The sequence below is a fragment of the Ruania halotolerans genome (assembly GCF_021049285.1).
Lineage (GTDB): Bacteria > Actinomycetota > Actinomycetes > Actinomycetales > Beutenbergiaceae > Ruania > Ruania halotolerans.
Map to the genome: position 1 here is coordinate 571,151 of NZ_CP088017.1, position 26,338 is coordinate 597,488.

Genomic DNA, 26,338 nt, shown 5'->3' on the forward strand with positions numbered 1-26,338 from the left:
CATCTGCGCCGGGCTACCCTGACGCTCATGCCTGCACCCGCGCCCTCCGATCCATGCGCCGAGGCGGCCCGATGAAGCGGGTGATTCGATGGGTCGACCCGTTCGTGCTGCTCATCCTCAGCGCACTGGTGCTCGGCCTAGTGCTGCCGGTGTCGCGGCCCGTGCTGGACGGCGTGGAAAGCGTGGGGGATGTGGCGATCTTCCTGCTCTTCGGTGTCTACGGCATGCGGCTGCGCACCACGGAGGTTCTCGGCTCACTGCGCAACTGGCGCCTCCAAGGCGGGATCCTCGCCTCGACCTACGTGCTCTTCCCGGCGTTCGGGCTGATGATCTCCTGGGCTGTCTCACCGATCGTCGGCACGGCACTGGCGGCGGGTGTGTTGTACCTGAGCCTGCTGCCCTCCACGGTGCAGTCCTCGGTGGCATTCGTCTCGGTGGCACGCGGGAATGTGGCCGGGGCGATCAGTGCGGCCACGATCTCCAATGTGGTCGGGATGGTCGCGACACCGCTGCTGGTGCTATGGCTGATGGGCGCCTCCGGGGCCACCGGGATGGGCGGGATCCGCTCAGTGCTGTTGCAGTTGTTGCTGCCGTTCGTGATCGGTCAGCTCCTCCAGCCGTTCGTGGGGAACTGGGTCCGTGCCCACAAGCCGATCACCATGGTGCTGGATCGCGGCACAGTGACCCTTTTGGTGTTCAGTGCGGTCGCCTCAGCCACTGCCGACGGCGTCTGGCAGGAGGTCTCCGCCGTCATGCTGGTGGGGCTGCTCGGGGTGAGTGGACTGCTGCTCGCTGTGATGCTCGCGATCACCTGGTGGGGCGGGAAGGGGCTCGGGCTCGACGTCGCGGACCGGATCGCCCTGCTGATGTGCGGGTCGAAGAAGTCGCTGGCGACGGGTCTGCCGATGGCACTGGTGCTGTTCCCCGCGGCGGCCGCGGCCACGATCGCGGTGCCCGTGATCATCTTCCACCAGCTGCAACTCCTGGTGTGCGCGGCGATCGCCCGGCGGCTTGCCTCCCGCTGATCGAAGACGGACATACCTTTCACGCACCGACACAAGTTGGATCCTGTGTCGGTGCGTGGAAGGTATGTCGGGTGCTCTAGGCGAGCACCGTGCGCACGACGCGACCGGAGGCGACGGTGCCGATCAGCACCAGAGCGCAGGCACCGGCCACGCTGAGTGCGAACTGGATCAGCACCGAGCCGGCGCCGAGGAACCCGAATCCGAGTGCGGGGATCATGAACAGCAGGGCACACGCCGTCGCCAGGCCCACAGCGGCCGCGAGGGGCACCAGGGTTTCTCGCATCCGCGCTGCGTTGAGTACCCGCAGGTCGGTGCCGGCCAGCCGCAGCGCGCGATACTCCGCTCCCTGATCGATCACCCGGCCCGCTTGCATCACGCCGGTGGACACAGCCGCCACCACACCGGCGATGGCGAGGGTGAGGAACCCGCCGGTGGACATGTCCGTGATGACCTGGTCGCCGCCGTCGGTCGTGTCATACATCGCGATCGCGGCGGTCAGGCCAGCGATGAAGGTGGCCAGCGCCACGCCGCCGACGCTGCGCCAGGCGGTGCGCGGGGAGTCGATGATGCGGCGCGCGGCGATGAGGGAGGCGGCATCCTTACTCCGCTTCGCCGCGATCCGGCCGATCAGTCCCATCACCCACGGGCCGATCACGTTCATCATCGCGAACCCGCCGGCCACCAACAGCACCAGAACCACAATGCCTGCCTGCCCCGTGTTCAACAGGATCATGAAGACGAGCGCGAACAGGACCACGGGCAGCACCCGGGACCAGTGCAGTGCCTTCGGCTTGGTCCGCGCGGCTACCCCGAGCGGGGTGATCGCGACCTTGCGCAGACTCGCCCCGGCTGAGATCAGCGCCACCACGGTGACACCTGCGATCGCGGCGGCGAACACCCACCAGGGTGCCACCAACTCGCCGTAGCTGAACGGGTTGCCCTGGAACGGGATCGGCATCACCAGCGGGATCAGGGCGAACGTTCCGACGGCGCCGATCGCCGCGCCGGCGAGGGCCTGAGCGGCGGAGTCCAGCACTGTGAGGAGTGAGACCTGGCCGGTGGTGGCCCCCGCGAGCCGGAGTGCCGCGAGCCGTTCGTCGCGCCGCGCCACGGCCAGCCGCGCCGCAGCGCCGCCGAGGGTCACCAGCGGCACCGTGAGCAGAGTGGTGGCGGTAGCCGCGAGGATGACGTAGATCCCGCCGTCGGACTCCATGCCCAGATACTGGGCACGGTCGATGAACGCGAACAGCCCGCCGAGGACCACCAGTAGCACCGCCGTCGTGACGGCGAATGCTGTGACGGCCAGCACACTCGTGAGGCGTTGCGGGTCGTTCGAGCCAGCGCTGCGGCGGCGCAACAGCAGCCACATGTCCCACGCTGCCTTCATCGCAGGCCCCCCTGATCGACTGGGCGGGCCGCCGGCTGGAGCTGTCGGGTGGGCTGGGCAGGGCCAGGATGTTGCATAGGCGCGCCGGGCCGGTGCTCGGCGACGATCCGCCCGTCCTGCATCTGCACGGTGCGCGAGCACCACCGGGCCACCTGGGGATCATGGGTGACGATCACCAGTGCGGCTCCGGTGGCGCGGGTGGCCTCGGTGAGTACCTGCAGCACCTCGTGCCCGGTCTCCTGATCGAGTGCGCCGGTGGGCTCGTCGGCGAAGATCACGCCGGGGGAGCCGACCAGGGCGCGAGCGATTGCTACCCGCTGGGCCTGCCCGCCGGAGAGTTCGCCGGGGCGACGGCTGGCCATACCCGCCAGACCCAGGTACTCCAGCCAACGCTGCGCCGTCTGGGTGGCGGCCTGGCGCGGCGTACCACCGAGCATCAGCGGAAGCGCGGCGTTCTCATCGGCCGGCAACTCGGGCAGCAGCTGGCCGGACTGGAACACGAACCCGAAGTCGGTGCGCCGCAGCGCGGTCCGCGCCGAGTCCGCGAGCGAGGCAAGATTCTGTCCGGCCCAGAGCACCTCGCCCTGGGTGGGGGTGAGGACGCCCGCGAGGCAATGCAGCAGCGTGGTCTTGCCGGAGCCTGATGGACCCATGACGGCGATCGACTCGCCCGGGGCAATGGTCAGGTCGACGCCGGCCAGGGCGGTCGTGGTGACGCCATCGGTGCCGTAGGTCTTCACCAGGCGGTGGGCGGAGAGCGGAGATCGTGTGGTCATGGTGTCCACTCTCGCGGTGCGCGGCGCGGCGCAGCATCGGTCCGGGGGATCGACGTGGAGGTGGGGGCATCAGCCCGTAGGTGGCGCGGGTGTCCCCCTGAGGGTGGAGGCGACCTCTCGGATGGTTCGACGGTTTCGACGTCATGCTCATGCTGTGATCGGGCCTACATCCCCTTGATTGGTCACCGGAGCGAGTGACCGGTACAGTGATAGGCGGCCATGAGCCAGGAGCGCCCGTAGCTTAATGGATAGAGCATCTGACTACGGATCAGAAGGTTGGGGGTTCGAGTCCCTCCGGGCGCGCTCGTTGAGACAGCGACGAAAACGGCTCCACCACTGGGGAAACCCGGGGTGGAGCCGTTCTCGTTGGTGGTGGCAGGACGGTGCGGGCAGTGCCGCCTCTCACGGATCTCTCACGAGATGCACCGGGAACGCGCTCAGATCGCCTCTGAGAGCAGCCGTCCGATGCTGCCCGCCGCTGCTCGCGCTCCCGCCTCCGTGGCTGGCACGTACGTTGAGAGATGTACGGCCACTGAGTGACCGAGTAGCGCGGCCATGCTGGCGGGTGCCTGCCCGGCTTCGTGAGCCATGAGAGCCAGGGAGTGCCGGACGTTGTGCATGCGGATCTTCGGCACTCCGGCCTCCGCACACACCGCCGCGAACCGGTCTGAGAATGCCTCAGGGCGCACCGGCGAGCCCAGGGCGTCCACGAGCACGTATCCGCTGCCCTGGTATGCCGGACCGGCTGCCAGACGTTCGCGGGCCTGCTGCGTGGACAACGCCCGGAAGATGGCGACCGTTCCGGGGTGCATCGACTCGACAGGGACCGTGCGGTGCGAGGCGTCCGACTTCGGGGAGTCGGTGACCGTCTGCTTCCCGTCGATCGACACGCGAGCCTGACGAATCTCCACCGTGCCCGCGTCCAGGTCCACCGCTGCCCAGGTCATCCCGAGCACCTCCGAGCGACGGAGCCCACAGAGCACCAGCCGCCAGCCCGCCGCCCAGTCGTCAACGTCGGCTGCATCGCGAAACCGTAGGAACTCGGCACGCGTCCACACCTCCGCTACGCGTGTGTCGCCCAGGGCCTTCCGTGGCGGCTTCACGTGCTGAGCCGCATTCGACCTCAACAGCCCCTCACTCACCCCGTGGTCGAGCACCTGCCGCAACGTCTGCAGCGTGTAGACGATCGTTCGCCTGCTGACTCCCTTGCCGCGCTGCCCGCCTTCGTCGCTCGCGAGCCAGTCCACTAGGCCCTCAATATCGGCGCGGGTGAGATCCTGAGCCTTGCGGTGGCCCATCCTGCCACGAACGGGCTTCAGGACCGTCTCATAACCGCGCCGGGTGATCTCCCGGACATCCCGCTTGGACGCTAGCCACCGCGTGCACAGACCATCGAGAGTCAGGGCGTCCGGTGCTTGGTAGGTTCCCAAGTTGACGGCTGCCCGTGTGTCCGTCACCCAGTCTCGGGCCTCACCGAGCGTCCGGAGTGTCTTGGTCGCCTGGCGGCGCGTCCCGTCAGGACGGGTGCCAGTGTCGACCACGGCCCGGTAGCGGTGCCCGGTCTTCGTCGTCACAAGCCGGATGGGCTCACCAGGCTTCGGCTTCGAGATCCTCACTGGTCGGTCTCCTTGCTGTCATCGGCGGCGAGGAGGCCCATCGCCTTCGCCTGCTTCTTGTAACGGTCGAATGTCCGGGTCGAGATGTTCAACTTCTCGCAGACGAAGGCACGCGGTGCGAGCCCGGCTGCCCGTGCGCGCGTGTAGAGGTGCGCCACGGCCTGCGGTGTGGTGATGGCCCGTGGTCCCTTCTCGGCACTCAACTCGCGCGCTGCACGCTCCAGAGCCTCCAGGGCATCCGTGAGGCCACTGGGGCGCAGGTGGGTGACGTGGTAGACCGCTGCGGCGAGCGCGGCCAGCGGGAACGTCCGTATCCGGTTCGCGGTGAGCACCACCTCATCCAGGCTGGCGCCCGGGCGAGGTTCCAGCCTGAGGCCGACCACACGGGGCGCTCCGTCGACCAGCGCCGCGCGTAGGTCGATCTCGTAGGCCTCCCATCCGGGCAGCGGGTCCACGAGCCGCACCCAGTCGTCTTCGAGGAAGTCCATCTGCAGGCTGTCCACCCGGGTTCCACCTTTCGCCACCTAGCGGCCAATGTGGCGCGCTGTAGGACTAGCGTACGCCATGAATGGCACGCGACACTGGATGAATGAAGACGACATACGGCGAATCGCAGATCGACGGTCCTCTGACCGTCGATGAGATCCGGACGCGTCCGACCCTCTCGGTAGAGGAGGCAGCGCAGGTGCTCGGCATCGGGCGCACGACGGCCTACGCGGCAGTGAAGAGCGGACAGGTCCCCACCATCCGACTAGGGCGGCGAGTGCGGGTGCCAGTCCGGGCGCTTCTCCGGCTGCTCGGTGACGATGACGTGCAGCCCACCGTTCTGCCGGTGCAGACGGCTGGTCAGATCGATGCTGAGGCACTCGGGCGTGCGAGCAACGGACGGTGAGGCAGCCGGGCGTTTCATGTGGGAGCGGCACCTCAGGACTGTCAGGTTGACCGGTGAGCGCGTCTCTCCCGTGGCGATCAAGGCAACGGCGTTCGCTATGGCGTCCTTCGCTGCTGCTGACGGTTCCGAGATCCATCCTGGCGTGCCACGGCTCGCGGCTGCTGCGGGCACGTCACCGGACACGGTGAAGCGTGCGCTGCGTGCACTGCGCGCCGCTGGATGGGTGCAGCGGGTCAGGTACGGGGACCGCCGTAACGGGAAGGCGGACGAGTACCAGTTGGCGCTTCCGCGAGACGTGGTGCTCGGCACCGTTGAGCCGCCATCTGGAGAGCACCAGGTGCACTTTGGGGCCGATGTATCTGGGGAGCACCAGGTGCACTCTGGACGGTTGCCCAAATCGAGGTCTGGGGTGCACCAGGTGCCACTTGGGGACGATGGGGCCACGACTGCTTCCCAGGGTGCCCAGGTGGCACCTGGCGGGGATCTGGAGTGCACGGGTGCACTACCACCAGACCCTCACCAGACCAGGGAACTACCTAGCAGGGACCAGGTGAAGGTCTGCCGCTACTGCGGGCGCGCGCTCCATCCGTTCTACCTGCAGATCAACCGGGCTCACTGCCCGGGTTGTGGTCCGGGGTACGGGTGATGACTCCCGGGCTGGTCGTGTTCTCCACCACTGCGCGATTGGCCCGGGCTCGAAATCGTTGGCAGTGGTGGAGTGCAGGAGTTGGGATCGATGAGTAGACGGAAGCGAGCGGCGTTGGTTCGTCGTGCGGCGGCAGTTCGTGTCGGGCGTGTGGCTCGGGATCGTAGGGGCCGGTTCGTGAAGGATGGTGTGAAGTGAGCGCGGGTGATGTGGCAGAGGCTCGCCTGTCGGCTCTGGAGCGGCTGGTGACGATGGGCAGCCGATTGACGGAGTACGACCACGGTGCGCTCGCGGCCCTTCGTCGCACGGGTGATGCGACGATCACCGCTCGCGTGGACGGGGTGCTCCGTGCAGACGCGGCGCTAGATCAGGGGCGGAAGCGGTGAGCGTGGAGGCGTTGCGCGATCAGATCCTTGCCGGGTGCTCTGCGGAGTTGGCGGAGATCGAGCGTGAAGAGCGGCTCACACGGGAGGCGTTGGCACAGGTTCGTGAGGAGAACGCTGCAGCGACGGCAGAGCACGCGGCTGCCGTGGAGGCAGCACGGGCTGAGGGCAGGGCCGGGCCGGTCGCTCCGGTGCTTCGGGACGGTGCGAGCCTGCAGAGCGCCCTGTACCGGCTCGTGGATCGGCGCGGTCGCGTTGCTGAGGCCCGGCGTTCAGCTTTGGCTGCTGCGTTGCCCGAGATCGAGCAGGAGTGGCAGGCGGTGCGGGGCTCGCTGGAGGACCGTGCCCGCCAGGTGCTGGACCTGTGCGAGCCGCTGCTACGTGAAGCGGTCGGATGGCAGGGGCTGCTGCGGGAGGCTCGCCAGGCGGAAGAGTCCAACCCAAATGCCGTGCGCCACGACGGCCCGGCTTCACGAATGCGCGCCCGCCTGGACGTCACGGCTGTTCTGGAGGACATGGCTGCCGGTGTGGACGTGCTCGCTCCGGCACCTCTACCGCCACGTGGCGCACCCTTCCCAGAGGGTCCGGACACCTTCGGATTGCAGCACCGGGCGCGAAAGCCGGGCAGGTGGTGACCGGCCATGGCCCGTGGTGACCGGCCTACCCGGATCCAGGAGCGGGCCATAGCCGCGCTGCTGGCATGCCGCACCCTGGAGGAGGCCGCGCACGAGTCGGGCGTCTCAGTACGGACGTTGAGGCGCTGGCTCGACTCGGAGCCGTTCGCGTCGCTATACCGAGACCAGGCCCGGCGAGCCGCACGAGAGGCAGTCAGCGCGTTGCTCTCCGGGCAGCGTGAGGCCGTGGAGGTGCTGCGGGGCGCGCTGCACACCGGCACACCGGCAACCCAGGTCCGGGCCGCACGCGCCCTGCTGGAGTTGGGCGTACGTGCCAGGGAAGACGACGTAGACGAACGGCTGGACGCGCTACAGGAGGAGGTCAACCGATGGCACATGACGACCGCGCGCGGCGCGATCTACGGCTCGATCAGTTGAGCCGACAGATCCAAGAGCAGCGTGACATGCACACCGGCTCACGGGTGGCTGACCTGCCCAACGGTGCCGAGATCGTCCAGCATCTGCCCGAGTTGCTCTCAGACGATCCCCGGGTGGCCGAACTAGCCGCGCTCCGGGTCCACGCCCTGATGCCCCTGCCCGGATCGCCCGAGCACCCATCCAGCGCACTGCTAGACCACATTGAGCACCGCGAGGCGGCGTTGAGATCCGTGACCAAACGTGGCGACTGAGGCAGACTCGCCTCGTGGAAACGTATCTGTCGGAGATTGGCCCGGGGACGTGGCCTGAATGGGTTGCGGCAATCGGGACCAGCGCGGCTTTCATCATCGCGGCGCTCGCGTATCGCCGCGATGCAGCCTTCCGGCGTGGACGCCAAGCCTCACTCGTGTACTGCAAAGTCGTAGACATCGACTGGTACCCAGCGGGCGTGGTGGTACCGATACTCGCCAACGGTGCCACTGTGGGTTTCGGCGATGCGTCCACCGGCATAACTCGGATCGACGCCGCGACCTCTGGCTACGTCGTCCATGCGCCGATGGGACGCGCGACGGTGGAGGTTCACAACGGAAGCGATCAACTCATTAGCCCTGCCTACGTCTACGGGTTCAACCCGGGCAACGATGAGCGTTGGCCCTTTACCGTCGGCACTGGGCACGTCGATCCTCACGGTGTCGGTATCGTGGAGTTGACTTGCTCGAATCCGCGACATCCAGGACAGCCCTCGTTCGCTGCTGCGGTGGTCTTTCGCGATGCGAACGGCAAATGGTGGGCAAGGCGTAGCACGGGTGCTGTGGAGCCTGCCCATGACGATCCGGTCAATCGACCCTCCCGGCTTGACCGTTCGAGCGAGTCCGTGCCCTTGGGGGTGCGGTGGCGGCGTTTCTGGCGCCGTGTTAGGCGTCGGCGCCCGATCCCATGAGGTATGCCTGCGGGATGTCTCACGGATCTCTCACGGACGGCCCGTAACACGACAGCACAGACTGGCATGGCGGCACGGTCAATTCGGGACGCTTCCGGACGAGACGACACGAGCGCGAACGGGGCAATATCAACGCAAAGTGCCTACGGATCAGAAGGTTGGGGGTTCGAGTCCCTCCGGGCGCGCTCGTTGAGACAGCGACACAGAAGCCCCTTCCCGGTTCGCCGGGGAGGGGCTTCTGCGTGTCGCGGCACCCGGGCGCCGCGTGGGCCCGCGTCGACAACGCCCAGCCCGTCGTAGAGCGCGCCGACACTGACGTCGAAGAACTCCGCGATCGCAGCGACCTCCCTCGCCTTCCACAGCGAGGAGCCGTTGAGCTTGCGAAAAGCGTGTGCTCGCCCTCGTGTCGGTGACCTCGCAGCGCGTCAAGGCGAGTAGCCGCGACCAGAGAGCAGCGCACGCACGGCGCCAGAGATCGTGTGGTCGGGCACGTCCTGCGCCTCGTGCATCGGGACTCAACTCAACAGCGCGAAATGCCCCGCAGTGCGACGCACCACGTGGCCACCCGAGTGGGCATCATTATCGAACTGGTTGCGCCGCGTCCTTCATATCCGGTAATCTCTATCGGAGCAGCCATGCCGATCAAAGGAGATGACATTGGAGCTGACCTTCATGGCACAGGCAGGTGGACCGAGTACAGGGCGGCACGTGCGCAGAGCCCCAGAGAATCATGCGAGTCGGGGTGAGACTCCGCGTCAGGCCGGCAAGCGGCAAAGAGCTCGGGCAGGTTGGTGACGGTGCGTTCTGCCTGCCGCGGTGACCGCGCGGGGGAGTCGCTTTCAATGCAAAGCGCTCAGGCTGGGACGACGGGACCACCGTCAGCGCGAGCTGACAACTGATCCATTAGAAGTGAGGAGCTCTGACGAGTCCGGGCCTCCAGGGAACTGTGTGGTCTGGTGAACCGGCTCGACCCTCGCCTGGAGAATACCGCCCAAGGTGGGACTTGCCAGTTAGTGTTCGCGAAGCGACTGCATTTTGATAGCGGCGGTCACGAACGTCTCACGAATGGTGGCCATCACCGCGCTTAGTTTGACGAACTGCCGAGCCTCGTGCGCGACTGTTGACTTGAAGTGTCGTGAGCCGATGAGTATTGACAACGGCCGCGACATCCTTAGCAATCGGACGGCAGGGCGGAACCTATCGCTATCGATGTGTCAGTGATAAACGTAGAGTTTCCGACTGTATGTCGCTGCGAAAATTAGTAGCGTTTCCCAGGCGCTCGTAGTCGCACTACGCGCCCATCGAAATCGGACGGGGGTAGCTGGAATATCCTTTCGGCCAACGCCTTGAAAGTGAATTTGTGCATAGCCCATGCAGGACTATTGACGAGGAAATGAGATGTCAAAGATGATGGCTCGCTGGCGCTTGTTGCCTGTGCTGCTCGTAGCCCTCCTGGCGGGCGCGGTGGTGCCGACCGCCGCCAGCGCCACCCCCGGAGAGGAACTATCCGACAGCTTCGAAACCTTGCACGACCACTGGTTGCCTGTCTCCGGCAACTGGCGCACCGCAGACGGTGCGGTCGTATCGAACGCAGTGAACGACGAGCATGGCCACAAGCTGGCACTTTTCGGCCACCGATTGGCTGGGGATGGCGGTGTCACAGCTACTTTCGAGTTGACGGGCCAGGCGGCCGCTTCAACATGGGGTGGAGTCAGCGTGCATCGAGCTGGCGTTCAGGACGGGTACACGACATCCGGATATACGGCGCTGGTTCGCCGCAACGGCGAGTTGGCAATTATCAAGGCCGACGGTGGTAACGGCGTCACATATCTGGCCCGGGCTAACACAGCTGCACGTCCTGGAGAGGGGCCGATCAGCCTGACCTTCGAGGTCACAGGCGAGGCACTGAGCGCTAGCGTCGCCGGTACCACGATCACAGCCACGGACTCTGCCTTTCGCGACGGGGGAGTATCGATCTTTGCTCATCGGGACACCGCCGTATCAGTCGCGCAATTCGAGGCCCAGGGACTGGTCCAGGCTGATGACACGGTGCCGCTCCCGGAAGATTGCCTCCCGCCCACTGAGGACACCACGGAGACTGGTCGGGGGGACGTACTGATCTCTGATGACCGCCTCGACATGATGCGCCAGCGTCTTGCCCAGGAGACGGAACCCCAGACGACGGCTTTCGCACAACTGATGGACGACGTCGCTGCAGACGTGGAAAGAGAACCGTTCGCGCCCTCGGTCTGGTTCGTTCCGTTCTTCTACAACGACCCTGATGCTCACCGTGAAGCGCGTGATGGGCTGCAAGCGGACGCAAATGCCGCCTATCGCCTGGCCTTGGCCTACCGACTAACCGGTGATGCGAGCTATGGAGTGAGTGCCGCCGGCTTCGTCGAAGCGTGGACATATGAGGTGGAGTGCTTTCGTACCTCGCAAGACTCCGCGCTGGCCTTCAGTTACCACTTCCCGGCGATGGTCTTCGCTGCTGATCTCCTGCGCGACACGCAGGTCTGGAGTGCCGAGGTTGAGGCGGATTTCGCCTCGATGCTGCGTCAGCAGGCGCTCGAGATCTCTTCGTCGATCTCCAGCCGTGGAAACAACTGGGGCAACTGGGGTGTCAGCCTGTCCACGGCTATCGCTGCCTACCTCGGCGATGACGACCTGATGGGTGAGCAGATCGAGCGCGCCCGAGAGCTTGTCGACCACCAGATCGACGCCGACGGCCACTTGGCCGAGGAAGTGACTCGCAACAGCGGGGTCGGCGACTATGGAATCTGGTACTCGCATTTCTCTCTCCTGCCAGCTTTGCTCACTGCTGAAATTGCTGAGCTGCACGGCTTCGATCTGTTCTCCTACGAGAACTCCCACGGATTCACCCTCGGTGACGCTGTGGAAGTCCTAGCGGGATGGGTCGAGACCCCTGAGTCGTTTCCATACTTCGACGGGCCCGTTGAAGACCTGGCAAACGTGCGTACGATCGACTACCTGAGTGAAGATGGCGTGATGGCGCACAGCATGAGCTACTTTGAGATTGCAGGAAGTCGCTACGATCTTCCTGCCGTGAATCGCCTTCTCGCCGTAGAACGGCCTATGACCACCATCCACGCGGCTCCGCACCTTACTTTGACTCATGGTGATCTGAGCGACGAGCCGCCAGTGTTCCACCCACAGGTGCTGGTTTCTCCTGCGGAGGTCACCGAGTCCGCTATAGAGAGCGGTGAGGTGACGGTGACGGCCTCTGGTTTCGCTCCTGATTCGGAGGTCGCGCTGTTCATCGGTGGAATCGAAACCGATTCCGCTCGTGCTGATAGCGGTGGTGCGGTGGTGTTCGTGCTCTCTGAAGCCGTAGCCGTGGGCGTGCACGTGGTGACTGTTTCGGCTGCGGAAGGTAGCGCCGAAGCTCAGTTGGTCGTTGTACCTGGCCTGGATCCTGATTCTCAGATTCCAGACGACGTGCCTAGCGAGGATGACCTCACGCCCGGAACTGAGGGTGGCATCGCCGCCCCCGCAACGGCGAGCGAGCGAGCAGTGATCCTCGTGTCTATGAGTTCTGACTTCGCCGGAGAACGTGTCGGGCTCTGGATCTTCAGCCAGCCGACCTACATGGGCACGTACACAGTTGGTACGAACGGCACAGTCTCCGTCGCCCTACCTGCAGGCATGGTTGGTGAGCGCAGGATCGCTGCCTATAGCGCAGACCAGAGTCTGATCGGATGGGATCAGATCAACGTTCGAGCCGCTGGTGGCACCGATGGAGACCCGGGCGATGGCGGTTCGGACATCGACGCCGACGACTCGAGCACGGATGGACTCGGCGTCGATGGCAGCACCCCCGAGGTTGATGGGGTCGACGACCGCGGGGCCCTTGCGGAGACGGGATTCGCCTGGATCGGTGCTGCGGTCGCGGCTATCGCGGCCATGCTAGTTGGCGCGTCTCTGCTGCGGTCCCGGCGGCGGGCCGATAACGCCTACTGATTCTTCGAGTGCCGGAGCTGCCCCGTGGACTTCCATGTGCGCGAGCCGGCTCCGGCGCTCAACCAGGCGGGTGTTGGCGCACCGCACTCTTGTTGTTCTGGCTCACGACGTTGGTGACGCCTGGCGGTCGGTGTGCGCGGGACGGTGGCGAGGAATCCGTGATGCGCGACGAGCTCCTCGCTGGCATCGGCCACCGAGCTGAGGTGCGCTCGGGGTGGGTGTGACGCCCCCGTCGTGGCTCATTCGCTTGAACAGCTTTCTCGAAATTGTTGCTTGTGAGACGCCAAAGCGATAATGTCTGTCGTATTGGTGTCGGATCGAAGGAGATCGCAGTGGAGTGGGCAGCCTCGAGGCACGGATCATGACCACGACGAAGAATGCGCGACCGCAATGGGACCTATCCGGATCGACTTTCCGCGACTCCCAGCGGTCAGCTCGACGTATCAGCGATCTGCGCTTCGCGTGGCTGTTGATCCTGCCTGGTGTGGCAATGCTGCTTGCAGTGGTTCTGTACCCACTCGTGCGTTCGCTGAGTTCGGCCTTCTTCAGCGAGAGTCTGCTCTACCCAGGCAGAGAGTTCGTCGGTCTGGCCAATATCCAGGCAGCGCTCGGAGATGACTTCGTCCGGTTGTTGTGGCAGACCGGGATCTTCACTGTCGGCGCGACTGTTCTACCCTTCATCGTCGGGCTCGGTGTCGCGCTCGCGCTGAATGCACGCCTGCCCGGACGCAGCATCCTGCGCGGTGCCTTCCTGTTCCCCTGGCTCCTGCCCGCCGTCGTGGTCTCCTTCCTGTGGATGTGGATCTTCGATGCCAGTTATGGGGCTCTTAACGGTCTGTTGGAGCAGTTGTCCTTGATTGACGGACCGCGTGCCTGGCTGTTCGACACCACCACCGCTCGGGGTGCTCTAATCGTGGCCAAGTCCTGGAACGCGTTCCCGTGGATCATGGTCATGCTCCTTGCCGCCCTGCAGACCGTTCCGGAGGACCTGCACGAAGCGGCCTCGCTCGATGGTGCCGGCAAGATCCGACGGTTCTGGACGGTGACCTGGCCGCACATCAGCGGCGTTGCCGGAATCGTCGTCCTCCTCGAGTTCATCTGGAACTTCCAGCACTTCGACCTGATCTTCGTCATGACCGGCGGTGGGCCAGCACAGACCACCCAGACCCTAGCCACTGCCCTCTACGACTCAGCGTTCCGTTCCTACGACCTCGGGCAGGCGGGCGCTATTGGGATTCTGTGGATGATCGTCCTGCTCGTCCTCGTGGTCTTCTACGTCCGGTTTTCCGAGCGCAAAGAGGCGAACTGATGGTTGTGACCACCGAAACGCGTTCGGCACCTCGCCAGCGGGCCGTGGCGCGCACGCACAGAAGCAGGCGCACCTTCCCGTTGGGGCCGTGGGCCGCCGTCGTGGGATTCGGGCTGTTCGCCTTCGCTCCCGTGTACTGGCTGCTGATCACCTCGATCACCCCGGACAGCCTGGTGTACCGCTATCCGGTGACCTTCTTCCCGGAGTCGGTCACCTTCGACAACTATCGCAGCGTCTTCACCGATCCGGAGATCTTCGGTTGGCTGGCGAACTCGGTGATCGTCTCGGTGATCACTGCCGTGCTCAGTGTCGTGACGTCGATGTACATGGGCTACTCCATCTCGAAGTTCCGCTACCGCGGGCGGCGCACCCTCCTGTACTTCGTCCTGTCTAGCCAGATGCTGCCCTCGGCACTGCTGCTGGTGACGCTCTACGGGATCTTCGCGACGTTCGGGCTTCTCAACACGTACTTCGTGCTGATCATCTCGTTCACGACCTTCACGCTGCCGCTGTGCGTGTGGATGCTCAAAGGATTCTTCGACAACCTCCCCGACGACATCATCGAGGCGTCGAAGATCGACGGAGCCTCCAACTGGCGCACGCTGCACGCGATCGTGCTTCCCCTGGCCGCGCCCGGCCTAGTCGCATCCGGGCTGTTCGCCTTCATGCGCGGTTGGAACGACTTCATCTTCGCATTGACGCTGACCGGTCCGGAGCGCCAGACGCTTCCACCCGCCCTGGTCAACCGCTACATCGGAGAAGCTGCGACCGACTGGCCTGAGCTTATGGCCGCCTCTGTCCTCGTTGCGCTCCCCGTGGCGGTGGCGTTCGTTGCGCTCCAACGCCACCTGGTTGGCGGCATCACTGCTGGCGCCGTCAAGGGCTAACCACTTCCACCATCAACGCCGATGAGTCCTCACGCATGTCACGAAGGAGAACTGCAATGAACCGTACGACCAGCACGAACCACAACCGCCGCGGAGTGACCGACCTGAGCCGCCGGAACCTGCTCAGCCTCGGGGGTGCCCTCGGCCTGGGTGGGCTCGGCCTGGCAGCCTGCTCCGATTCAGGGTCGGGCACGGCCAACGCGCCCTCTGGTGAGGCCGGCCAGGGCTTCACCTTCACCTCGTTCGCATTGTCCGAGGACCCGCCGAAGGAATGGCTGGAGCAGACCGTCTCCGACTACGCCTCCGGCGAAGGCATCAGTATTAGCGAGTCGAGCTATGCCTACAACGAGGCTCTGAACCAGATGGTCCTGCAGAGCCGGGGCGGCGAGCTCTCCGGCGTGGCTCACCTGGACATCGCCTGGCTGGCACCCATGGTGGCCACCGGCACGCTGGCCGACCTGTCCGAGTACACCAGCGATGCCGGGTACACCGAAGCGGCGTTGGGGACCGGCCAGTTCGACGGTGTGCAATACGGGATCCCGTGGACCACGGCAGCGATCGGACTGATCGGCAACGCCGAACTCCTGGAGCAGGCCGGCATCGACTTCGTACCGAGCACCGTGACCGAGTTCGAGGACGTGCTGCGGGAGGTGAAAAGCCTGGGCAGCGATGTCGTCCCGTACGCGGCCTCGACCGAAGTGGCGCAGCTCAAGGACTTCATCGTCTGGATGCAGACCTTCGGATCGGCCGTGGTCGAGGACGGGCGCTGCACGGTGGGCGACGAGGCCTCCATCGAGGCAATGACCTGGTACAAGAAGCTCTACACCGACGGCCTCATCGCGCCCGACATCGAGCGCAGTGCCGCCCGTAACCTGTTCAGCCAGGGCCGGACCGCCTACTACGACGACGCGCCAATCGGCTCGGCGATCGTGGTGACCAACTCGCCCGACGCCGAGATCCGCTCGAAGATGATCCCGTTGGCGCGCCCGGTGCGCAACGCCGGCGACGTCCCGCAAGCATTGGCATGGGGACACATCCTCGTCGTGACCGACGGCGAGGAGTCCATCTCAGGGACCGAGTTCGCGCGGTGGCTGACATCGGACCTGGACACGGTCCTCGGCTACTTCGATGCCTCGAGCAACCCGCCCACCACGTCCGAGGGGCTCGAGAGCCCGGAAGTGCAGGAGGATGAGTTCCTCACGGCCTTCACCGACAACATCACAGCCACCGCCACCCCCAGCCCCTTCTGGGAGTTCACCGAGTATGCGCAGATGGAGACCGCGGTAGCCGACAGTGTCCAGGCCGTTCTGCTCGGCAACCAGACACCCGAGGAAGGGATGCGGGCGGCTGGCGAAGCGGTGAACGGTTTGATCTCCTAATGGCTAACAGGCTCATCCGCCGTGGAGCGGGTGAGCGGAGCGTTGAGCGGCAGCCACGGGTGCTGCTGCACACACAACAGGCTCCGGCGATCTCCGGTTCGTCGAGGCGAGAAGGAGTAGGCAAGTGAGAGACTCGGAGGCTCGCGATAGTGGCCCGCAGAGAGATGGCGCGGATCACGGTGCGGACGTCGACTACGGACCCAGCCCGCTACAAGCGTTGCGCGAAGCGTTGCCGCGACTGAAGCGGACGATGGCCCGCAGCGCGCAGTACATCGTGGACCATCCGGGTGAGGTCGGCGAGTCGTCTATCACCGGTCTCGCACGGTCGGCTGATGTCTCGCCCGCGAGCTTGAGCCGCTTGGCGGCCTATCTCGGCTTCGTCGGCTTCCCCGCGATGCGCGCCGCGATCGCCACCGAGCACGGGCGCGAGATGGAGGCGGGCTGGCACCGCGACATCGGCGACGAGATCCTGCCCGAAGACGGTCCGAAGGCCGTCCTGGAAGTACTGGCCGCCAATCAGCAACGCGCGGCACGCACGGCCATGGGGGCCATCGACGTCGACCTGGTGGTCCAGGCAGCGGACTGGATCGCTTCCGCTCGACGCATCCACCTGCACGGCGAGTGGGCCGACTCGGTGGCCGTGTCCGAGCTGTACATGCGCCTGCTCCGGATTGGCCTGCCGGTCTGGTTCCACGACGGCGCCGTCACCTCGCAGGTACTGGCCAGCATGATGGGGCCTGGCGACGTGGCGCTCATTCTCTCGCGCAGCGGAAACGATGAGGTCGGTCTCGAGTTCTGTGACCGTGCGCGAAAAAACTCCGCTCACACGGTGGCCATCACCGGTGATCCGGACTCGGTTCTCGCCGATCGCTCAGAGATCAGTATCTTCACCGGGATCCGGGAGGGGCTGACGTGGACCGACTTCTTCGCCGGGCGCGCGAGCGACACCTTGACGACCTCGCTGCTGTGGGTGCTCGTCGCCCAGCGCGTGCCGGGTGGTCTCGGGTTGGCGGCGAGCCTGTTCGACAAGATTCCTACTGCTCATGGAGATCGATAACACGTGACGTCCTACGACGTTGACCTCATTCCGCTGGAAACGGTGCACAGCGACATCACCGTGGTCGGTGGCGGGCTGGCCGGGGTCTGTGCGGCGCTTGCCGCCGCACGGCAGGGGATGCGGGTATCCCTGGTCCAAAACCGACCCGTCCTCGGGGGAAATTCATCGAGCGAGGTTCGGGTCTGGGTGTGCGGCGCCACAGCGCACGGGGTCCAGCACTATGCACGCGAGACCGGGATCATGGGTGAGTTGTTCGTCGAGAATCAGTTCACCAATCCGGAGGGCAACCCCTACTACTGGGATCTGGTGCTGCTCGAGGCAGTCCGCGCCGAGTCCGGAATCGAGCTGTTCCTCAACACCGACGTCCGGGACGTCGAGGCCGAGGGTCCGCTCGAGAATCGGCAGATCAGGTCGGTTTCCGGCTGGCAGATGGGTTCGGAGCGACGTCTGCAGTTCCGCTCGACGATGTACATCGACGCCAGCGGCGACGGACTCGTCGGCTTTCTCGCCGGTGCGCGGTACAGGACTGGTCGCGAGTCCCGCGAGGAGTACCAGGAATCGTGGGCGCCGGTTTCCGCGGACGCCGAGACACTGGGGTCGACGATCCTCTTCTATGTCAAAGACGTCGGCTACCCGGTGAAGTATGTGCCACCGTCCTTCGCTCGGGACATCACCGAGACGTCGATTCCGACCCTGCGTGACATCCACAAGGGGGCGAACGGCTGCGACTACTGGTGGATCGAGTGGGGTGGAGACCGCGACGTCGTGGCTCACAACGAGGAGATCCGGGATGAGTTGCAAGCGGCCATCTACGGGATCTGGGACTACCTCAAGAACTCTGGCAAGTTCGACGCCGACAACCTGACGTTGGAATGGATCGGCGCGGTGCCAGGAAAGCGGGAGTATCGACGATTCCTCGGCGATCACGTCCTCACCCAGCATGATGTGCTGGACCAGACGCCGTTCGAGGATCGGGTGGCCTTCGGGGGATGGTCGATCGACTTGCACCCGCCGGGCGGGATGTATGCCACGGAGAAGGGATCGAGGCATTGGCACCCCGACGGTAACTATCACATCCCCTTGCGATCGTTGTACTCCCAGAACGTCTCCAACATGTGGATGGCCGGCCGGAACATATCGGCCACTCACGTCGCATTCGGTAGTACCCGGGTGATGGCCACCTGCGGGGTGATCGGAGAGGCTGCGGGTCTCGGCGCGGCATTGAGTGCACAGCAGGGATGCACTCCGCGCGAACTGGCGTCGGAACATCTGGACGAGGTACGCCGGGCGATCGTGCGCACCGACGCCTCGGTCCTCGGCGTCCGCCACGACGATCCCACGGACCATGCGCTAGCAGCCCGGATCACCGCGACCTCGCAGCTCACCGGCCTCGGTGCGAGCGCGTCGTCGGGCCGGTGGGAGCTCATCTCTTCACTAGGTGTGGTGGTACCGGTGGATCCGGCGCTTGAGGGTATTGAGCTGCTGATCGACGCCGAGCGAGACACCGAACTTACCGTCGATGTGCACGAGGTGGGACGTCCTCAGAACTATGTCCCGCACGCACAGGTGGCCGGTGTTTGCGTGCAGGTCACCGCTGGAACAGCACAGTGGATCACCGTGCCGGTGCGTTGGCAGCCGAGCACACCGCAGAACGCCTTCCTCGTGCTGCACGCCAATTCGCACATAGCCGTGCACACGTCCCCGGGGCCGCTGCCAGGTGTGGTTGCGCTGACCTATCGCGAACTCTCCAACGAGGAGCCGTACACCGAGCAGTGGCGCGCGTGGAAGCAAGTTCTGCACCGCACGGCTCCGTGCCTGCGGCTCGCGACGGCCACTGGTGCCTTTGCCGCCGAGAAGGCCGTCGGAGGCTATTCGCGGCCGTGGGCGGGGCCTCAGATGTGGATCTCAGAGCCATTGACTGAGGACCCCGAGCCGCAACTGCATCTTGCCTGGGATCCTGTTGTCTCGATCGGAGAAGTCGCCGTGATTTTCGATGACGACCTGGACGAGGACCTCATCAACCTCCATCATCATCGGACCCCGTTCGACGTGCTGCCGACGCTGGTCAGCGATTATCGGATCGAGGTGGTCGACGAGGCCGGCACTTCTACGGTGATCGCCGACGTCACCGCCAACCGGATGCGGCACCGGCGCCACCGACTGCCGCAGCCCGTCGCTGCGACGTCTCTACGACTGGTGGTGACCGGCACGAACGGGGTTCCGCAGGCGCGTGTGGTGTCGCTGCGGGCGTGGGCTGCCGAAGAGTAGCTGCGCTCGGTGACGTACCGGTCCGGCATCACGGTCACGATGGCCGTCGAGCTCAACGCTCGCTCAAATTCGCCGTATCGAGCACCTGGTGCGATTGCGCTCCAACAGCCAGCGTGCCTGCCGGTACGCAACGCCAGCGCAAGACCAGGGACAGGGGATCGCTCCATCGCCGGGAATCCCAGCGGTATGACCGAAGTCACAAGGCTCCAGCGTGACGCTTTCTCGTTACTGGTGTCTTACCAGGTGAGCGTGCCGAGTGTGGATTCTCCCCCGGGCCTGCACGTGCACACGCTCTCCGGGCGGGTCGTGCTGAGAAGCCGACCCGCCCGGGTTCGACCCGGGCTCAGATGAAGCTCCGGCGCTGCGCCCGCGTGATCTACTGGCGGCTCGTTCAGTGGGCGCGACCGATCCCGGCGTCCGCCTTCTCCCCGGGGTGTCCGTGGCCGAGATCCTGGAGCAGGAGACCTAGCCGGCCGTGCGTGAGGCGGTCCACGTTTCCTGAGTAGATCTGGTCCCGGACGCCTTCATCGATCTCGAGGGAGTCGATCACGCGGATCATCTCGCGGATGTACATCGGCCCGCCCTCTGGGTCGAACGGGCAGTCGGAGGCGAATACCACGTGCTCGCTGCCGAAGAAGTCCAGTCCGCACCGGGTGCCGATCGCAGACCCGGATAGGGAGGTATCGGCATAGAAGGACCGGAAGTACTCGATCGGTTCCCGCGAGAGCCGGGCCAGTGCCGATCGCGCCTCTTCTCCATGGGTCCGGCTCCCGAACTGGTCCGCCCAGCCGAGACGGATGCGTCCTTCGAGGAACGGGATCATCGCCCCCATGTGATGGGTGATGATCGCTAGATCCGGGTAGCGCTCAAGCACGCCCGAGAAGACCAAGCGGGACATCGCCACACTGCTCTCATAGGGCCAGCCCAGCGCCCACCAGATCTCATACTGGGACGTCTCCTCGGTCCGGTAATCCGCAGTGGTGGCCGACCGCGTCGGGTGCAACCAGATCGGCAGATCGCGCCGGGCCATCGCCGCGTAGATCGGCTCGAACTGCGGATCGTCGATCGGCACCCCGTTGACGTTGGTGAACATCTGCACACCGACGGCGCCGAGCTCGTCGATTGCGTACTCGATCTCAGCCAACGATGCCGCCACGTTGTTCAGCGGCAGCGACGCGACGAATGCCGGGAAGCGGCGCGGATGCTGGGTGACCAGCTCAGCAAGGGTCTCGTTGGCGAGCCGAGCCAGCGCCCCGGAGGAGTCCGGTTCCGCCAGCAGCTCGATCGGCGGTGAGGACAGCGTCAAGATCTGGCTGAAGTCCGGCCCGAACTCTTCCATCATCGCCAGACGAGCATCGACGTCGTATAAGGCAGGAAGGGTGAGCCACCGCTTCAGTGCACGAGGATCGCGCACCATTCCTTGCATCACCTCGAAGTATCGAGGAGGCAGGATGTGACTGAACGCATCGATCTTCATGACTTCTCCCTGCTCGTCTCCGGCACCCAGCTGGTGAGCTTGCGGTCGACGAGTTGAACCAGCCCGACCGCGCCGAGCGCGACCACGATGATGACCATCAGCACTGCCAGGACTGCTGCGCCGTCGAACGACTTCCCGGCCTGCGTGACCAGCCGGCCCAGACCGATCACAGCGATGAACATCTCGCCGTTGATCATGCCGAGCACAGCGCGACCGGTGCCTAGGCGGATACCCGCCATCATCGTTGGAAGTGCAGCGGGAAGAACGATCCGCCAGAGGATCTGCCACTCGGACGCGCCGTAGGAACGCGCCATCTCCGTCAGTGACGTCGGAACGTTCTCCACGGCGGAGGCGGTGTTGATGATCATCACGAAGGCGGAGTACATGACTACGACGGCCACGATCGATCCTTGGCCCGCCCCGAAGATCGAGAAGAAGATCGGTGCGAACACTAGCGACGGCGCCGTCAGCAACGCATAGACGTACACACCGAGCGCCGCCTTCACTCGCCAGTAGCGGCCCATCGCCGTACCCACGACGATCCCGAGAGTAAGGGAGATACCGAAGCCGAGCACGAGGTTGCTGAGGCTGATCGCGAGGTTGCCGAGGATGTCGCCCTGGATGACCATCTGGACGAGCGTCGCGACGACGTCGGTGAACGGAGGAAAGAACGGGACGGCGAACACGCGGCCGAGAAGTTCCCAGACCAGCACGCCCACGGTGAGCGAGAGGGCGGCGGTGCCGGCGTTGCCGAGCCGGAACGTTGGCCAGGTACGAGCGCTTGCGGCGCTGACGCGTTGGGCCACCGCGCTCATCAGGAGGCCTTCCCGTTCGCTCGATGCTCGGTGTGCATCGAGCGCAGCCGGTCCCAGAGGTGGGCAGTGATCTCGACGTACTCGCGAGAGCGTTCCAGACCGCCGACGTCGCTCGACCGCGGGCGCTCGAGCGGAACATCCACGATCTCTGCGATCTGCCCGGGCCGAGCGCTCATCAGCACCACTCGATCTCCGAGCAGGACGGCCTCTTCCATCGAGTGCGTGACGAAGACGACGGTGAGCCGGTTGCGCTCCCAGATATCAAGCAGCTCTTCCTGAAGGAGCCGCCGGGTCTGTTCGTCCACGGCGCCGAACGGCTCGTCCATGAGCAGGATCTGAGGATCGACAGCGAGCGCACGAGCAATGCCGACCCGCTGCTGCATTCCGCCGGAGAGTTCCCCGGGGCGTTTTGATTCGAACCCGGTCAGGCCGACCATCTCGATGAGCTCACGGGCGCGCTCTTCGCGCTTGCGGCGCTCAGCCCCACGCAGTCTCAGACCGAAGGCCACATTGTCGAGCACGGTGGCCCAAGGCAACAGGGCGAAGTTCTGGAAGACCATGCTGCGGTCGGGCCCGGGCCCGGTCACCGGGGTGCCGTCGATGGTGATCGTGCCTTCGTCCCAAGACTGCAGGCCGGCCACCATTTTCAGCATGGTGGTCTTCCCGCACCCGCTGGGGCCGAGCACGGTCACGAACTCGTTGTCTCGGATAGTCAGGTCGACACCACCGAGAGCGTGCACGGAACTGCCGTCCTGGCCGATGAAGGTTTTCGTGAGTTCACGGATCTCGATCATGGGCGTGCCTTTCCGGGTCCAGGTGCCCAGGGCGCGATCTTGCGTTCGAGCCATTGGGCGAGCGAGATGAGAATGAGTGCTTCGGCGAGAATGGCGACGATCACCGAGTACAGTGCCGGCCCGTCGAAAGCGCCTCGATACTCGAGAATGAGTCCGCCGAGGGCGAGCGAGACCATCAGCAGTTCCACGATGACCATGCCGGTGACGGCGCGGCCCAGGCCGAGGCGGATCCCGGTCATGATGGACGGCAGCGCTGCGGGCAGCAGGACGGCCCGCCAGATCTGCGCTTCGTTCGCTCCGAAGGTGCGTGCCATCTGAATGAGGCTCGGATCGACCTGGCGAATACCTGCCCGGACATTCACGATGATCATCACCACAGCGAAGAGCGTCACGAGGATCACTCGAGAAACCAGGCCGAAGCCCACGGACATGATCAGCAGGGGGATGATCGCGGCCATCGGGGTGACGAGCAGGATGTTCAGATAGACATTGCTGAGGCGCTCCAAGGTGCGGAATCGTCCGAGCAGGATTCCGGCGGGGAGACCGATCGTCACGGCGGCTGCGAACCCGAGGACCAATGCTTGGTTCGATACGGCGAACGCGCTCCAGAAGTCGGCAGTGCCGATCGTGGACCAGAACGCTCCCACGGTCTCGGTGAAGGTGGGCACCAGCAGGCCGCCGAAGTGGGTGCCGTACACCTGCCAGCCGATCGCGAACACGGCGAAGGTGAGCACTTGGTAGGTGCGTACCGAGTCGAGCCGGTCCCGAGTAGTTCGTCGCCGTTGCGGGGCAGGCACCGTCCGGGACGACGTGTCGGTGGTAGCCATCAGTTGTTCGTGAGGAAGGACAGGTCGGCCGCGTCCTCCACGGCTAGGTCGTCGATGACGCCAGCTTCTGCGAAGAAGTCGATCGTGCCCTGCACGTTCTCCGGAGTGAGCGCCGCAGCGTCAAAGAGGCCACGGTCGGCGTACTCCTGGGCGATGGCACTCAGCGTCTCGTCGGCCTCGACGCCGAGGTGTTCCTCCGCGAGGGAGGCCAGGACCTCCGGGTCCTCATTGATCTGCCCGTGGATATCGATCAAGGAATCGATGAACGCCTGAGCGAGCTCCGGCTGGTCGCCAAGGAAGTCGGAATTGGCGTAGACGGTCTGCGGATGCAGATCGGGCAGACTCGCGCCGAAATCGGCGAGCTCGTAGAGGTCCGCGTCAGAGGTTGTCGCGAGTGTGACCGCATCGGCCACCTCCAGTGCGGTGCCGTCGATCTCGCCAGCGAGCAGGGCCTGCGCGCGGACGTCCGAACCGCCGATCACGAGATACTCCGGCTCACCGGATGTGCACTCGTCGGCAACCCAGTTGCGGACCATGGCAGTCGCGACGGCACCCTCGGAGAAGATCCCCACGGGCCGGTCGACCAGGCTGTCACACGTCGTCAGATCGGGCTGGCTGTAGATCGCCCACTGATTGCCGATGACATCGGCGACGATCCGGATGGGCGCACCGCGCTCGATTGCGATGAGGGCGGGGCTCGTAGCTTCGGCGGAGATCTGGTAATCACCCTGGGCGAGCCCCTCGATCGCGAGCTCGGGCTCGGCGAGTTCGACGACCTCCACATCGATGCCGTCTTCCCGAAGTTCAGCCGCGGCGGCCATGAGGGGAACAGTGGTCAGGTCCGGCTCGATCAGGGCCAGGGTGAACGAGTCCTCGGTCGCCCCGCTGGCGCTACAGGCGGTGAGAGCGGCAGCGCCGAGGAACGCGGCGGCCAGGCTGATCCGATGAGGCGCTCGGGATCGATCCCGACGAGCTTCGTTGGCCGGCAGGGCAGCGTTTCGATGCGCAGAATGGCTAGAGGTGTATGTAGAAGACATCATCGTCGTCCTTCGTTGTGGGTGGACGACGATCACGTTAGCGGGATCGATCCCGCTAGGTCAACCCTCGGTCCCGCGAAGGTGCACAGACCCACGTGGGACGAGCCGCGGAGCGCGGCGCAGCACTGGTCCGGATGAAGCGTCCGGGCCATCCAGGAGGAGTGAGACAGCGTCGGCAGCGATCTCGTGGAAGGGGACCGCGAGCGAGGTGAGCGGTGTCGCTAGGTGCGCCGCGATCGGGGTGTCGTTGTACCCCACCAGGGAGAGGTCCTCCGGTACCCGCAGGCCGGCTCGTAGCGCGGCTGAGATGAGGCCGACGGCGAGGCTGTCGTTCGCGGTGAAGACCGCCGTGGGGGGGTCGGCAAGGGCGAGCAACAGATTGCCGGTGCGCACGCCGGCGCGCATGCTGAAGTCCGTCTCGTGAACGAGTTCCGGCGACACCGTGAGGCCGGCGTCCGTCATCGCCCGTAGATACCCGGCGTGACGACCTTGGGAGGAGGACGCGTACGGGGCTCCGCCGACAAAGGCGATCCGTTCGTGCCCGGCTTCGATGAGGTGGCCGGTGGCGAGGTATCCGCCGAGTTCGTCATCCCCCAGCGCCGAAGGGCTCTCACCGTCGGTGCGCAGTGCGAGTGCGTACGGGATGCCGCGATCTCGCAGTTCGAGCAGGAAGGGATCGGCGCCATCGGTACGAGCCGTCGTGACGATGAAACCGTCAACGCGCTGGTCCAGGAGTGCGCGGCCGCGCTCGAGCTCGGCGCGTGGATCATCGTCCGTGGTCACCACGGTTGCCTGGCAACCGCGCGTGGTGCACTCGTCGACGATCGCTTCGTACAACATGGCCATGACGGTGTCCGTGAGTCGCGGTACCACGACGCCGATCAGCCCTGTGCGTTGACGACGAAGGTTGGCTGCCCGTGAGTTTGGGACGTAGCCGTGCGCCGCAGCGATCGCACGCACGCGGTCGGCTCGTTCCCCGCCCACCGGGGAGCGTCGATCCAGCGCTCGAGAGGCGGCGGATCGACTCACCCCGGCGAGCTTGGCGATATCGGCGAGAGTGAGTGGCTTGGCATCGTTGGTCGTGGGCACCTCGGGTCTTCCCTCCTGCCGGGATCGATCCCGGTCGGCGTCCAGTCTGTCACCTCGGTGCGTCCCTGGCGCGAGGCCCACGACCGCCGCTCAGGTTCCCGTCGTGAGGAGATCGGCGCCTAGGGTCGCGAGCGTCCCGAATGCGACGCCCCACAGGATGATCGAGACGATCTGCCAGCGGATCACCGCGTCCTTGGATGCGCCGAACGAGACCATCGCGACCGACGTGATCTGACTGGGCAGCACGGTCTGGCCGAGGAGGCTCACCCCTGCTACGCCGTACTTGTCGAACATGCGCTTCAGCTTGGCCCGTTTCGGCGAGGTGGTCTGCTCGCGATTGCGAGTGGCGGCATCGCGGGCCTTTGCTGCCCCCAGCACCAGGATCAGCATCGAGGCCACATTCCCGACGATCGCTGCCGGGACTGCGACGAACGGACTCATTCCGGCCAGGACGCCAATGACGGAACCGGAGTAGGACTCGATGAAAGGGATGGCGCCGGCCAGCAGGATGCCGAGCCACTGCACGATGGTTGGCAGACTCTCGGTGAACTCACGCAGGGCCTCGATCATTTCTCACTCTTTCGGTCGGCCGCCTGGTTGGCGGGTGGTGGACTCCCTCCAGTCTTGTGCGCCCCCAGCGCCGGCGGCAGTGCGCCCACGCACCTTCTTCTGGCCCTCGTGTCATGGTCCGGTCATGACGA

At 65.4% G+C, this 26,338-nt stretch carries 23 protein-coding genes and 1 tRNA gene; 13 read left to right on the plus strand and 11 right to left on the minus strand.

The features are described from left to right. The first annotated feature begins 71 nt into the window (after positions 1-71). Positions 72-1,025 carry a bile acid:sodium symporter family protein gene (locus LQF10_RS02430; RefSeq protein ID WP_231065914.1) on the plus strand — a complete coding sequence of 318 codons (954 nt, stop codon included), beginning with the start codon at positions 72-74 and terminating at the stop codon, positions 1,023-1,025. Between the two features lie 76 nt (positions 1,026-1,101). On the opposite strand, the gene LQF10_RS02435 is transcribed toward LQF10_RS02430, so the two are convergent. Together LQF10_RS02435 and LQF10_RS02440 are read right to left on the minus strand one after the other, a co-directional pair. Next, positions 1,102-2,412 carry an FtsX-like permease family protein gene (locus tag LQF10_RS02435; protein WP_231065915.1) on the minus strand — a complete coding sequence of 437 codons (1,311 nt, stop codon included), beginning with the start codon at positions 2,410-2,412 and terminating at the stop codon, positions 1,102-1,104. Then, positions 2,409-3,188 (minus strand): ABC transporter ATP-binding protein, encoded by a 780-nt coding sequence (locus LQF10_RS02440; protein WP_231065916.1) that lies wholly within the window; start codon positions 3,186-3,188, stop codon positions 2,409-2,411. The genes LQF10_RS02435 and LQF10_RS02440 overlap by 4 nt, the downstream gene beginning before the upstream one ends. A gap of 230 nt (positions 3,189-3,418) precedes the next feature. On the opposite strand from LQF10_RS02440, the gene LQF10_RS02445 reads away from it, so the two are divergent. Further along, a tRNA-Arg gene (locus tag LQF10_RS02445) sits at positions 3,419-3,491 on the plus strand. A gap of 134 nt (positions 3,492-3,625) precedes the next feature. Here the strand turns inward: LQF10_RS02445 and LQF10_RS02450 are convergent. Together LQF10_RS02450 and LQF10_RS02455 are read right to left on the minus strand one after the other, a co-directional pair. Beyond that, complete coding sequence (locus tag LQF10_RS02450; protein ID WP_231065917.1) at positions 3,626-4,804, minus strand: tyrosine-type recombinase/integrase; 1,179 nt, start codon at positions 4,802-4,804, stop codon at positions 3,626-3,628. Beyond that, positions 4,801-5,307, minus strand: coding sequence for a hypothetical protein (locus LQF10_RS02455; protein WP_231065918.1), 507 nt, complete (start codon positions 5,305-5,307; stop codon positions 4,801-4,803). Before LQF10_RS02455 ends, LQF10_RS02450 begins: the two co-directional genes overlap by 4 nt. Positions 5,308-5,393: 86 nt before the next feature. On the opposite strand from LQF10_RS02455, the gene LQF10_RS02460 reads away from it, so the two are divergent. The 11 genes from LQF10_RS02460 (at position 5,394) to LQF10_RS02510 (ending at position 19,598) form a co-directional block, all read left to right on the plus strand. After that, entirely contained in the window at positions 5,394-5,696 is a 303-nt protein-coding gene (locus LQF10_RS02460) for a helix-turn-helix domain-containing protein (RefSeq protein ID WP_231065919.1), read from the plus strand. 840 nt (positions 5,697-6,536) lie between these two features. Continuing rightward, entirely contained in the window at positions 6,537-6,728 is a 192-nt protein-coding gene (locus tag LQF10_RS02465; protein WP_231065920.1) for a hypothetical protein, read from the plus strand. Beyond that, positions 6,725-7,360, plus strand: a complete 636-nt coding sequence (locus LQF10_RS02470) for a hypothetical protein (protein ID WP_231065921.1) — start codon at positions 6,725-6,727, stop codon at positions 7,358-7,360. The genes LQF10_RS02465 and LQF10_RS02470 overlap by 4 nt, the downstream gene beginning before the upstream one ends. A 6-nt stretch (positions 7,361-7,366) precedes the next feature. Next, a complete protein-coding gene (locus tag LQF10_RS02475) occupies positions 7,367-7,777 on the plus strand; it encodes a helix-turn-helix domain-containing protein (protein ID WP_231065922.1) in 411 nt (136 codons plus the stop codon). 26 nt (positions 7,778-7,803) lie between these two features. Next, on the plus strand, positions 7,804-8,028 hold the full coding sequence (locus LQF10_RS02480; RefSeq protein WP_231065923.1) for a hypothetical protein: 225 nt from the start codon (positions 7,804-7,806) through the stop codon (positions 8,026-8,028). A gap of 2,087 nt (positions 8,029-10,115) precedes the next feature. Beyond that, positions 10,116-12,698 (plus strand): alginate lyase family protein, encoded by a 2,583-nt coding sequence (locus tag LQF10_RS02485; protein ID WP_231065924.1) that lies wholly within the window; start codon positions 10,116-10,118, stop codon positions 12,696-12,698. 361 nt (positions 12,699-13,059) lie between these two features. Next, on the plus strand, positions 13,060-14,007 hold the full coding sequence (locus LQF10_RS02490; RefSeq protein WP_231065925.1) for a carbohydrate ABC transporter permease: 948 nt from the start codon (positions 13,060-13,062) through the stop codon (positions 14,005-14,007). Next, entirely contained in the window at positions 14,007-14,894 is an 888-nt protein-coding gene (locus tag LQF10_RS02495; RefSeq protein WP_231065926.1) for a carbohydrate ABC transporter permease, read from the plus strand. Before LQF10_RS02490 ends, LQF10_RS02495 begins: the two co-directional genes overlap by 1 nt. A gap of 56 nt (positions 14,895-14,950) precedes the next feature. Beyond that, positions 14,951-16,273 (plus strand): ABC transporter substrate-binding protein, encoded by a 1,323-nt coding sequence (locus LQF10_RS02500; RefSeq protein ID WP_231065927.1) that lies wholly within the window; start codon positions 14,951-14,953, stop codon positions 16,271-16,273. Between the two features lie 124 nt (positions 16,274-16,397). Beyond that, positions 16,398-17,330: a MurR/RpiR family transcriptional regulator gene (locus LQF10_RS02505; protein ID WP_231065928.1), complete on the plus strand. Its 933-nt coding sequence runs from the start codon at positions 16,398-16,400 to the stop codon at positions 17,328-17,330. 3 nt (positions 17,331-17,333) lie between these two features. After that, positions 17,334-19,598 carry an FAD-dependent oxidoreductase gene (locus LQF10_RS02510; protein WP_231065929.1) on the plus strand — a complete coding sequence of 755 codons (2,265 nt, stop codon included), beginning with the start codon at positions 17,334-17,336 and terminating at the stop codon, positions 19,596-19,598. Positions 19,599-19,989: 391 nt separating this feature from the next. Here the strand turns inward: LQF10_RS02510 and LQF10_RS02515 are convergent, their stop codons facing one another. The 7 genes from LQF10_RS02515 to LQF10_RS02545 all read right to left on the minus strand — a co-directional run bounded on the left by LQF10_RS02515 (position 19,990) and on the right by LQF10_RS02545 (position 26,207). Beyond that, on the minus strand, positions 19,990-21,075 hold the full coding sequence (locus LQF10_RS02515) for an amidohydrolase family protein (protein WP_231065930.1): 1,086 nt from the start codon (positions 21,073-21,075) through the stop codon (positions 19,990-19,992). Next, a complete protein-coding gene (locus LQF10_RS02520; protein WP_231065931.1) occupies positions 21,072-21,890 on the minus strand; it encodes an ABC transporter permease in 819 nt (272 codons plus the stop codon). The genes LQF10_RS02515 and LQF10_RS02520 overlap by 4 nt, the downstream gene beginning before the upstream one ends. Next, the gene (locus tag LQF10_RS02525) at positions 21,890-22,684 is read right to left on the minus strand and encodes an ABC transporter ATP-binding protein (protein WP_231065932.1); all 795 of its coding nucleotides are present in this window, start codon (positions 22,682-22,684) and stop codon (positions 21,890-21,892) included. Before LQF10_RS02525 ends, LQF10_RS02520 begins: the two co-directional genes overlap by 1 nt. After that, positions 22,681-23,511 (minus strand): ABC transporter permease, encoded by an 831-nt coding sequence (locus LQF10_RS02530; RefSeq protein ID WP_231065933.1) that lies wholly within the window; start codon positions 23,509-23,511, stop codon positions 22,681-22,683. Before LQF10_RS02530 ends, LQF10_RS02525 begins: the two co-directional genes overlap by 4 nt. Beyond that, positions 23,511-24,548 (minus strand): ABC transporter substrate-binding protein, encoded by a 1,038-nt coding sequence (locus LQF10_RS02535; RefSeq protein ID WP_231065934.1) that lies wholly within the window; start codon positions 24,546-24,548, stop codon positions 23,511-23,513. The genes LQF10_RS02530 and LQF10_RS02535 overlap by 1 nt, the downstream gene beginning before the upstream one ends. A 60-nt stretch (positions 24,549-24,608) precedes the next feature. Continuing rightward, on the minus strand, positions 24,609-25,637 hold the full coding sequence (locus tag LQF10_RS02540) for a LacI family DNA-binding transcriptional regulator (protein ID WP_231065935.1): 1,029 nt from the start codon (positions 25,635-25,637) through the stop codon (positions 24,609-24,611). Positions 25,638-25,727: 90 nt separating this feature from the next. Further along, positions 25,728-26,207, minus strand: a complete 480-nt coding sequence (locus tag LQF10_RS02545) for a hypothetical protein (RefSeq protein ID WP_231065936.1) — start codon at positions 26,205-26,207, stop codon at positions 25,728-25,730. Positions 26,208-26,338: the final 131 nt, after the last annotated feature.

Excerpts from the sequence above, each read along its gene's own strand:
- LQF10_RS02430 (WP_231065914.1), top strand. The coding sequence starts at position 72 with ATGAAGCGGGTGATTCGATGGGTCGACCCGTTCGTGCTGCTCATCCTC.
- LQF10_RS02435 (WP_231065915.1), bottom strand. The coding sequence starts at position 2,412 with ATGAAGGCAGCGTGGGACATGTGGCTGCTGTTGCGCCGCCGCAGCGCT.
- LQF10_RS02440 (WP_231065916.1), bottom strand. The coding sequence starts at position 3,188 with ATGACCACACGATCTCCGCTCTCCGCCCACCGCCTGGTGAAGACCTAC.
- LQF10_RS02460 (WP_231065919.1), top strand. The coding sequence starts at position 5,394 with ATGAAGACGACATACGGCGAATCGCAGATCGACGGTCCTCTGACCGTC.
- LQF10_RS02475 (WP_231065922.1), top strand. The coding sequence starts at position 7,367 with ATGGCCCGTGGTGACCGGCCTACCCGGATCCAGGAGCGGGCCATAGCC.
- LQF10_RS02480 (WP_231065923.1), top strand. The coding sequence starts at position 7,804 with ATGCACACCGGCTCACGGGTGGCTGACCTGCCCAACGGTGCCGAGATC.
- LQF10_RS02485 (WP_231065924.1), top strand. The coding sequence starts at position 10,116 with ATGTCAAAGATGATGGCTCGCTGGCGCTTGTTGCCTGTGCTGCTCGTA.
- LQF10_RS02490 (WP_231065925.1), top strand. The coding sequence starts at position 13,060 with ATGACCACGACGAAGAATGCGCGACCGCAATGGGACCTATCCGGATCG.
- LQF10_RS02495 (WP_231065926.1), top strand. The coding sequence starts at position 14,007 with ATGGTTGTGACCACCGAAACGCGTTCGGCACCTCGCCAGCGGGCCGTG.
- LQF10_RS02500 (WP_231065927.1), top strand. The coding sequence starts at position 14,951 with ATGAACCGTACGACCAGCACGAACCACAACCGCCGCGGAGTGACCGAC.
- LQF10_RS02515 (WP_231065930.1), bottom strand. The coding sequence starts at position 21,075 with ATGAAGATCGATGCGTTCAGTCACATCCTGCCTCCTCGATACTTCGAG.
- LQF10_RS02520 (WP_231065931.1), bottom strand. The coding sequence starts at position 21,890 with ATGAGCGCGGTGGCCCAACGCGTCAGCGCCGCAAGCGCTCGTACCTGG.
- LQF10_RS02525 (WP_231065932.1), bottom strand. The coding sequence starts at position 22,684 with ATGATCGAGATCCGTGAACTCACGAAAACCTTCATCGGCCAGGACGGC.
- LQF10_RS02530 (WP_231065933.1), bottom strand. The coding sequence starts at position 23,511 with ATGGCTACCACCGACACGTCGTCCCGGACGGTGCCTGCCCCGCAACGG.
- LQF10_RS02535 (WP_231065934.1), bottom strand. The coding sequence starts at position 24,548 with ATGTCTTCTACATACACCTCTAGCCATTCTGCGCATCGAAACGCTGCC.
- LQF10_RS02545 (WP_231065936.1), bottom strand. The coding sequence starts at position 26,207 with ATGATCGAGGCCCTGCGTGAGTTCACCGAGAGTCTGCCAACCATCGTG.